Genomic DNA, 8,735 nt, shown 5'->3' with positions numbered 1-8,735 from the left:
TTACCTGCTTCCCTGACTGTCAACTCGCTCTTCCCCCAGACTCCGCGAAGAACCATAAAAAAGCCGGCTTGTGGCCGGCTTTTCTTCAGTGCTTCGACTTACTTCTGGTAAGCCTCGGCAGCTTTGATGATGGCGGCGCGGGCGGCGTCGGCGCCTTCCCAGCCTTCGACCTTGACCCACTTGCCCTTCTCGAGATCCTTGTAGTTCTCGAAGAAGTGCTTGATCTGCTCGATCAGCAGCGGCGGCAGGTCGGTGTATTCCTTCACGTCCACGTACAGCTGGGTCAGCTTGTCGTGCGGGACGGCGATCAGCTTGGCGTCGCCGCCGGCTTCGTCGGTCATGTTCAGTACGCCGACCGGACGGCAGCGGATGACCGAACCCGGGGCAACCGGATAGGGGGTCACGACCAGCACGTCGAGGGGGTCGCCGTCATCGGCCAGGGTGTGCGGAATGAAACCGTAGTTGGCCGGGTAGAACATCGGGGTGGCCATGAAGCGGTCGACGAACAGGCAGTCGGTGTCGTGATCGATTTCGTACTTGATCGGCGCGTGGTTGGCCGGGATCTCGATGGCGACGTAGATGTCGTTCGGCAGGTCTTTGCCAGCCGGGACTTTGCTGTAGCTCATGAACGATGGGCTCCTGATCGGCCAGCGCGGCCTGGGGGCGGAAAAAGTGGGCGCGATTATAGGCGCAATGTCGCGTGCAATGCACGCCGGCTTCGACGCGCCCGGCCTACGCAGGTTCCCGGTAATCGGGATGTTCGGCCTGCAGGCGTTGCAAGCGCGCCAGCGGGTCCTGCCGATAGAAGTCCGCCAGCTGCGCGTAGACCTCGGGAAAGGCCCGATGCAGCACGTCGGGCGCGCTGAAGAAATACTCGCTGGTAACGGCAAAGAACTCTGCCGGGTTCTCGGCGGCGTAGGGGTCGATCGGTGTCTCGGCATCCGGGTCGGCGTCGAGCATGCGGTCGAGCTGGTCGTAGGCGCGCTGCATGGCGCTGGCCCAGGCGTCGATGCGCATCTGCCGGTGCAGCGGCGGCAGGCCGTTGGCGTCGCCGTTGAGCATATCCAGCTTGTGCGCCAGCTCGTGGATCACCAGGTTGTAGGCCTCCCAGCCGCCACTCTGCTGCACGCCAGGCCAGGCCAGGATCACCGGGCCCTGCAACCAGGCTTCGCCGCTGTGCTCGGCGTCCCATTCATGCTCGACGCCGGCGGCGTCGCGGTGCCTCTGCGGGCTGAGGAAGTCGTCGGGGTAGATCACGATTTCGTGAAAGCCGCGATACCAGCCGAGATCGGCCAGGTGCAGCAGCGGCAATTGCGCCTGCAGCGCCAGGCGCAGGCGATCCTCGGCTTGTAGTTCGACCCCTGCCAGCGGCGTCAGGCGTTTGTCGTGCAGAAACAGCACGGCGCGCTCACGCAGACGGCTCAACTCGTCCCCGCTCAGGCCATCGAGTATCGGCAGGCTGTCGAGCACCTGCTGCCACAGCTCAGGCGCGACCGGGTTGCGGGCAAGGATGCGTTTGCGCTGCCAGGCGCGGAAGGACCACATGGGCGGAGGCTCCAGCGAAGTGGGCGCCCACATTAAGCGTGGCTGCGGGATGCGACAAGCAGTGAAGTACCGTCGGTCGGTGCGTCACGGGACTGTCAAGCGGGGCGGCTACATCAGGAGAACCACCCACTCGCAAGGAGACCTCGAGATGACCGCACCGGATCAGAAACGCCGTCAGCTGCTGCAGGGCATCGGCGCCGGCATCGCCCTGCCGGCCCTGGGCATTGCGCCTGCCATCATCGCCGCGCCGCGGGCGCGCCCGCAGATGCTTGACGGCGTGCAGTCCGGCGACGTGACGGACGATCGCGCGCTGATCTGGAGCCGCTGCGACCGCCCTGGCCGGCTGATCGTCGAGTGGGATACGCGCAGCCGCTTCGGCAACCCGCGGCGCATGGTGTCGTCCGTAACCGATGCCGGTCAGGACTTCACCGCCCGCGTCGACCTGCGCGGGCTGCCGGCGGATCAGTCGATCTTCTACCGCGCGCGCTTCGAGGACGCCCGCAGCGGCGTGCTCAGCGAGCCCTGGTTCGGCCACCTGCGCAGCGCACCGACGCGCCCGCGCAATATCCGTTTCGTCTGGGGTGGCGATACCTGCGGCCAGGGCTATGGCATCAACCCGGACTTCGGCGGCATGCGCATCTACGAAAGCATGCGCATGCGCCGGCCGGACTTCTTCCTGCACAGCGGCGACGTGATCTATGCCGACGGGCCGGTTCCCGCCGAAGTGACCGCCGAGGACGGCAGCATCTGGCGCAACCTGGTCACCGAAGAGAAGAGCAAGGTTGCCGAGACGCTGCACGAGTTTCGCGGCAACTACCGCTACAACCTGCTGGACGAGAACCTGCGGGCCTTCAACGCCGAGGTGCCGCAGATCTGGCAGTGGGACGATCACGAGGTGACCAACAACTGGTCGCCGAGCAAGGAGCTGGACGATCGCTACCGGCAGGTGCGCGACATCGACACTCTGGTCCGCCGTGCGCGCCAGGCCTATCTGGAATACGCACCGATGCGCATGGCCCGCGGCGACAGGCTCGGGCGCATCTACCGCAAGGTCAGCTACGGGCCGCTGCTGGATGTGTTCGTGCTGGACATGCGCAGCTATCGCGGGCCCAACACCCATAACCTGCAAGCGGAGCAGGGCGCCGACACGGCGTTTCTCGGCCGCGAGCAGCTGCGTTGGCTCAAGCGAGAACTGCGGGCCTCGCGCGCGACCTGGAAGGTCATCGCCGCCGACATGCCGATCGGCCTGCATGTGCCCGATGGTCCGCGCTGGGAGGCAATCGCCAATGGCAACGACGGCGAGGCGTTGGGCCGCGAGCTGGAAATCGCCGACCTGCTGACCTTCATCCAGCGCGCGCGGGTGCGCAACACCGTCTGGCTGACGGCGGATGTGCACTACTGCGCGGCACACCACTACCACCCTAATCGCGCCGCCTATCAGCGTTTCGAGCCGTTCTGGGAGTTCGTCGCAGGACCCTTGAACGCCGGCAGCTTCGGGCCGAATCCGCTGGACGGCACCTTCGGTCCGGAGGTGGTGTTCCAGAAGGCGGCGCCTACGCCAAACAGCTCGCCGCGGGCCGGCTTCCAGTTCTTCGGCGAGGTGGAGATCGACGCGCAGAGCGGTGCGCTGGGCGTGAGTCTGCGCGACATCGACGGCTCGGTGGTCTACAGCCAGACGCTTGAGCCCTGGCAGCCCGCCTGAGCCGGCTCAGCCGAGCAGAAAGTTGCCGGCGCGGGGTTCACCTTCCAGCGCCGGGACTTCTGCCTCGTCCTTGAGCTGTACGCCAGAGAGCTGCCGGCGACTGGCTTCGCGCATCAGATAGAGCAGGCGGTGCGCGGCCAGGTTGTAGCTCAGGCCCTCGGGGCGAATGTTGGAAATGCAGTTGCGCTGCGCATCGTGCCGGCCGACCTGCGGCGCCCAGGTGAAATACAGGCCCAAGCTGTCCGGCGAGCTGAGCCCTGGGCGTTCGCCGAGCAGAATGACCACCATGCGCGCCTTGAGGCGCTGGCCGATTTCGTCGGCAATCGCCACGCGACCCTGTTCGACTAGGGTGATCGGCCCGAGCGACCAGCCTTCGGCCTGACAGTGCTCGGCGATCTTCAAGGCCATCGGTGCGGCGTGGCGTTGCACGGCCAGGGCGGAGAGGCCGTCGGCGATCACCAGCGCCAGGTCGCAGCCGTCTTCCGCATGCTCGTCGAGCGTGGCGGCGCTAGCTTCGTCGAGGCGCCGACCGAGGTCGGGACGCTGCAGGTAGATCTGTCGGTCTGAAGCGGCGCTGCGCAGGTGCAGGCAGCCAAGTTCATGTTTCTTCAGCTCGGCAGCCAGCGCTTGGCAGTCCAGCGGCAGATGCACGGCGTCGCGCGCCTGAGCGTGGGCGAACTGGAAATCCAGCTGCGCGTCGGTGGGCAGGCTGACACCAGCCCGGCCAAGGGCGATGCGCGCCGGGGTCAGCTGGCGCAGGTGCTGCCACGGATTTTCGGTGGTGGGGGAGCGGTCGTGCATGGCTACCTCGGAGTGTGACGGGCAGGCGAGTGGAAAAGCGCGCAGCGTTTTCCACCTGAGGATGGGCGAGGTAACGCAAGCGGCTTCATGCCATTTTCTCCAGCGCCCGGCGGAAGGCTTCGGGCAGCTCGCGGCCGAGCTGCAGGCGATTGCCGTCCTGCCGGAGGATCTGCATCTTCGCCAGCCAATCCTCGAACTCCGGCGCGGGCCGCAGGCCAAGCACCTGGCGCACGTAGAGGGCGTCGTGGAAGGAGGTGGTCTGGTAGTTGAGCATCACATCGTCCGAGCCCGGGATGCCCATAATGAAGTTAATGCCCGCCGTGCCGAGCAGGGTCAGCAGCATATCCATGTCGTCCTGGTCGGCTTCGGCGTGGTTGGTGTAGCAGATGTCGCAACCCATCGGCACGCCGAGCAGCTTGCCGCAGAAGTGGTCCTCCAGCCCGGCGCGGATGATCTGCTTGCCGTTGTAGAGGTATTCCGGGCCGATGAAGCCGACCACGGTGTTCACCAGCAGCGGCTTGTAGCGGCGCGCGACCGCGTAGGCGCGGGCTTCGCAGGTCTGCTGATCGACGCCGTGGTGGGCGTTGGCCGACAGCGCGCTGCCCTGGCCGGTCTCGAAATACATCAGGTTGTCGCCGAGGGTGCCGCGCTTCTGCGACAGACCGGCCTCGTAGCCCTCCTGCAGCGTTGCCAGGCTGATGCCGAAGCTGGCATTGGCCGCCTCGGTGCCGGCGATGGACTGGAACACCAGGTCCAGCGGCGCGCCGCGGTTGATCGCTTCGATGGAGGTAGTGACGTGGGTGAGGATGCAGGCCTGGGTCGGGATCTCGTAGCGACTGATCACCGCGTCGAGCATCTTCAGCAGCTCGCAGATGCCGGCGGTGCTGTCGGTGGCCGGGTTGATGCCGATCACCGCGTCGCCGTTGCCGTAGAGCAGGCCGTCGAGGATGCTCGCAGCGATGCCGGCGCCGTCGTCGGTGGGATGGTTCGGCTGCAGCCGGGTGGACATGCGTCCGGCCAGACCGATGCTGTTGCGAAAGCGGGTGACAACGCGGACCTTCTGCGCGACCAGGATCAGGTCCTGCACGCGCATGATCTTCGACACCGCGGCGACCATCTCCGGCGTCAGGCCGTGTGCCAGAGCCTTTAGCGACGACTCGTCCGCCTCCTCGCCGAGCAGCCAGTTGCGAAAATCGCCCACGGTCAGATGGCTGACCGGGGCGAAGGCAGCGGCGTCATGGCTGTCGATGATCAGCCGAGTGACTTCATCGCTTTCGTAGGGAATCAGTGCTTCCTCGAGAAAGCGCTTGAGCGGCACCGCGGCCAGGCACATCTGCGCCGCCACGCGTTCGGCGTCGCTGCCCGCCGCGACTCCGGCGAGCTGGTCGCCGGAGCGCGCCGGGCTGGCCTTGGCCATCACCTCGCGCAGATCGTCGAAGCGCCAGGTGGTGCCGCCCACGCTGTGCGAGTACGTCATGCTGCTCTCCCTACTTGAGTGTGGCCTCGGCCTGCTCGATCGCCGCAAATTCCTCTTCCGGCGTGCCGGCCACCAGATGGTGTCGACTGTAGATCGCGAAATAGGCGATGAAGATCCCGTAGATGATCGCGGCGCCGATCACCACCCGCGGATCGACCAGGAAACCCGCGATGACCGCTATGCAGGCCAGCACCAGCGCCACGCCCGAGGTGACGATGCCGCCGGGTGTCTTGTACGGGCGATGTAGGTCTGGCCGGCGCAGGCGCAGGACGATGTGCGAGGCCATCATCAAGACGTAGGAGATGGTCGCGCCGAACACCGCGACGAGGATCAGCAGGTCGCCCTGGCCGGTCAGCGACAGCAGGAAACCGATCACACCGGGAATCACCAGGGCCAGCACCGGCGCCTTGTTCTTGTTGGTCAGCGATAGCTTGCGCGGCAGATAGCCGGCCCGCGACAGCGCGAAGATCTGCCGTGAATAGGCGTAGATGATCGAGAAGAAGCTGGCGATCAGCCCGGCCAGGCCGACCAGATTGACGAAGCCGCTCATCCAGGTGGACGAACCGTACGCCGTGGTCAGTGCTTCCACCAGCGGGTTGCCGGATGCCACCAGGGTGCTGGAGCCGGCGCCGCCTGGGCCGACCAGCAAGATCAGGCCGGCAAAGGCGACCAGTATCAGCATGGCGCCGATCAGCCCGCGTGGCATGTCGCGCTGCGGGTTCTTGGTTTCCTCGGCGGCCAGCGGCACGCCTTCCACAGCGAGGAAGAACCAGATCGCGTAGGGAATCGCCGCCCAGATGCCGACGTAGCCGTAGGGCAGGAAGTTGCTGGCACCGGCAGCGGTGGTCGGCGCGATATCGAGCAGCTTGTCCACCGAGAAGTGCGGCACCATCGCGACGATGAACACGGCCAGCGCCAGGGCGGCGACGGCGGTGATGATGAACATCAGCTTCAGCGCCTCGCCGACGCCGAAGATATGGATGCCGATGAAGATGATGTAGAAGACGAGGTAGATCGCCCAGCCGCCGATGCCGAACAGCGACTCGCAATAGGCGCCGATGAATACAGCGATGGCTGCCGGCGCGATGGCGTATTCGATGAGGATCGCCGTGCCGGTGAGAAAGCCGCCCAGCGGGCCGAACGCGGTGCGGGCAAAACCGTAGCCGCCGCCCGCGGTGGGGACCATCGAGGACAGCTCGGCCAGCGAGAAGCACATGCACAGGTACATGGTCGCCATCAGCAACGTGGCGATGAACAGCCCGCCCCAGCCGCCCTGGGCGAGGCCGAAGTTCCAGCCGGCGTAGTCGCCGGAGATGACGTAGGCGACGCCGAGGCCGACCAGCAGCACCCAGCCGGCGGCGCCTTTCTTCAGTTCGCGTTCCTGGAAATAGCTACTGCCAACGGTTTCGAAATCGATTGCATGGTGCGGTGGCGTTGAACGGCTGTGTTCGAGAGCCATGGGGGAATCCTCTTGGATAGGTTGGCAAGTCTCTCCCTAGCAAGCGTCATGCCCCACGCTACAAACGGGTTGTTTGCAGTGATTTGTCAGCCAAGTTCAGCAGGAACGCACCTTTTGCGTGCTCCACAGCACCACGGCGGAGCCCGGCAGGTGTCTTGTTCAAGGCACGGGCGGCGTGTGCCACCCGTGCTGATCCATCAGAAGAAGCCCAGTGGGTTGATGTCGTAGCTGATCAGCAGGTTCTTGGTCTGCTGGTAGCTGTCGAGGATCATCTTGTGGGTTTCGCGACCTACGCCGGACTTCTTGTAACCACCGAACGCGGCATGGGCCGGATAGAGGTGGTAGCAGTTGGTCCACACACGCCCGGCCTTGATCGCCCGGCCCATGCGGTAGGCGCGGTTGATGTCGCGGGTCCAGACGCCGGCGCCGAGGCCATATTCGGTGTCGTTGGCGATGGCCAGCGCCTCGGCCTCGTCCTTGAAGGTGGTGACACCGATCACCGGGCCAAAGATCTCTTCCTGGAACACGCGCATCTCGTTGGTGCCCTTGAGCAGGGTCGGCTGGATGTAATAACCGGTGGCGAGCGAGCCTTCGAGTTTCTCCGCTGCGCCGCCGGTGAGCACTTCCGCGCCTTCCCCTTTGGCGATTTCCAGGTAGGACATGATCTTGTCGAACTGCTGCTGGCTGGCCTGGGCGCCGACCATGGTTTCCGTATCCAGCGGGTCGCCGCGCTTGATCTGCGCGACCTTCTTCATCACCGCTTCCATGAAGGGGGCGTAGATGGATTCCTGCACCAGCGCGCGGGATGGGCAGGTGCACACCTCGCCCTGGTTGAAGAAGCCCAGCACCAGGCCTTCGGCGGCCTTCTCGATGAAGGTCGGTTCGGCCTGCATGATGTCTTCGAAGTAGATGTTCGGGCTCTTGCCGCCCAGTTCCACGGTGCTCGGGATGATGCTTTCCGCGGCGCGCTTCATGATGTGCGAGCCCACCGGGGTGGAGCCGGTGAAAGCGATCTTGGCGATGCGCTTGCTCGAGGCCAGGGCCTCGCCGGCTTCACGACCGTAGCCCTGCACGACGTTGAGCACGCCCGGAGGCAGCAAGTCGCCGATGACTTCCATCAGCACTGCGATACCTAGAGGGGTCTGCTCGGCCGGTTTCAGCACCACGCAGTTGCCTGCCGCCAGTGCCGGGGCGAGTTTCCAGGCGGCCATCAGGATCGGGAAGTTCCACGGGATGATCTGCCCGACCACGCCCAGCGGCTCGTGGAAATGGTAGGCCGCGGTGTGTTCGTCGATCTCGGCGCTGGTGCCTTCCTGGGCACGGATGCAGCCGGCGAAGTAGCGGAAGTGGTCGGCGGCCAGCGGGATATCCGCGTTCAGCGTCTCGCGCACCGCCTTGCCGTTGTCCCAGGTTTCGGTGACGGCGAGCATCTCCAGGTTCTGCTCGATGCGGTCGGCGATCTGCAACAGGATCAGCGAGCGCGCCTGCACGCTGGTCTTGCCCCAGGCGTCGGCAGCGGCATGGGCGGCGTCCAGGGCCTTTTCGATGTCGGCGGCGTCGGAGCGGGGGAATTCGGCAATCGGCTGTCCGTTAACCGGAGACAGGTTGGTGAAATACTGCCCGTTGACGGGTTCGACGAACTCGCCATTGATGAAGTTGCCGTAGCGGGCCTTGAGGGTAACGAGGGCACCTTCGGTGCCGGGAGGTGTGTAGATCATGGGGGGGCTCCAATTTGTTCTTGGATGGAGATT

At 65.4% G+C, this 8,735-nt stretch carries 7 protein-coding genes; 1 reads left to right on the top strand and 6 read right to left on the bottom strand.

Features of this window, described 5'->3' with window-relative positions:
- Window positions 1-98: 98 nt before the first annotated feature.
- Both ppa and RT582_RS10555 read right to left on the bottom strand, forming a co-directional pair.
- A complete protein-coding gene (gene ppa / locus RT582_RS10560) occupies window positions 99-626 on the bottom strand; it encodes an inorganic diphosphatase (RefSeq protein ID WP_014819027.1) in 528 nt (175 codons plus the stop codon).
- Between the two features lie 106 nt (window positions 627-732).
- Window positions 733-1,545 (bottom strand): M90 family metallopeptidase, encoded by an 813-nt coding sequence (locus tag RT582_RS10555; RefSeq protein ID WP_313477320.1) that lies wholly within the window; start codon window positions 1,543-1,545, stop codon window positions 733-735.
- Window positions 1,546-1,693: 148 nt separating this feature from the next.
- On the opposite strand from RT582_RS10555, the gene RT582_RS10550 reads away from it, so the two are divergent.
- The gene (locus tag RT582_RS10550) at window positions 1,694-3,247 is read left to right on the top strand and encodes an alkaline phosphatase D family protein (protein WP_313477319.1); all 1,554 of its coding nucleotides are present in this window, start codon (window positions 1,694-1,696) and stop codon (window positions 3,245-3,247) included.
- Window positions 3,248-3,253: 6 nt separating this feature from the next.
- Here the strand turns inward: RT582_RS10550 and eutC are convergent, their stop codons facing one another.
- The 4 genes from eutC to exaC form a co-directional block, all read right to left on the bottom strand.
- Window positions 3,254-4,048: an ethanolamine ammonia-lyase subunit EutC gene (eutC, locus tag RT582_RS10545; protein WP_313477318.1), complete on the bottom strand. Its 795-nt coding sequence runs from the start codon at window positions 4,046-4,048 to the stop codon at window positions 3,254-3,256.
- A gap of 85 nt (window positions 4,049-4,133) precedes the next feature.
- Entirely contained in the window at window positions 4,134-5,525 is a 1,392-nt protein-coding gene (locus tag RT582_RS10540; RefSeq protein ID WP_313477317.1) for an ethanolamine ammonia-lyase subunit EutB, read from the bottom strand.
- A 10-nt stretch (window positions 5,526-5,535) separates the two neighbouring features.
- A complete protein-coding gene (gene eat / locus RT582_RS10535) occupies window positions 5,536-6,984 on the bottom strand; it encodes an ethanolamine permease (protein ID WP_122097975.1) in 1,449 nt (482 codons plus the stop codon).
- 197 nt (window positions 6,985-7,181) lie between these two features.
- Window positions 7,182-8,702, bottom strand: coding sequence for an acetaldehyde dehydrogenase ExaC (exaC, locus tag RT582_RS10530; protein WP_313477316.1), 1,521 nt, complete (start codon window positions 8,700-8,702; stop codon window positions 7,182-7,184).
- Window positions 8,703-8,735 lie beyond the last annotated feature (33 nt).

Source organism: Stutzerimonas kunmingensis, assembly GCF_032106285.1.
In the GTDB taxonomy this organism is placed as follows: Bacteria; Pseudomonadota; Gammaproteobacteria; order Pseudomonadales; family Pseudomonadaceae; genus Stutzerimonas; species Stutzerimonas kunmingensis_B.
This window is presented reverse-complemented; position numbering and strand designations above follow the sequence as displayed.

Excerpts from the sequence above, each read along its gene's own strand:
- ppa (WP_014819027.1), bottom strand. The coding sequence starts at position 626 with ATGAGCTACAGCAAAGTCCCGGCTGGCAAAGACCTGCCGAACGACATC.
- RT582_RS10555 (WP_313477320.1), bottom strand. The coding sequence starts at position 1,545 with ATGTGGTCCTTCCGCGCCTGGCAGCGCAAACGCATCCTTGCCCGCAAC.
- RT582_RS10550 (WP_313477319.1), top strand. The coding sequence starts at position 1,694 with ATGACCGCACCGGATCAGAAACGCCGTCAGCTGCTGCAGGGCATCGGC.
- eutC (WP_313477318.1), bottom strand. The coding sequence starts at position 4,048 with ATGCACGACCGCTCCCCCACCACCGAAAATCCGTGGCAGCACCTGCGC.
- RT582_RS10540 (WP_313477317.1), bottom strand. The coding sequence starts at position 5,525 with ATGACGTACTCGCACAGCGTGGGCGGCACCACCTGGCGCTTCGACGAT.
- eat (WP_122097975.1), bottom strand. The coding sequence starts at position 6,984 with ATGGCTCTCGAACACAGCCGTTCAACGCCACCGCACCATGCAATCGAT.
- exaC (WP_313477316.1), bottom strand. The coding sequence starts at position 8,702 with ATGATCTACACACCTCCCGGCACCGAAGGTGCCCTCGTTACCCTCAAG.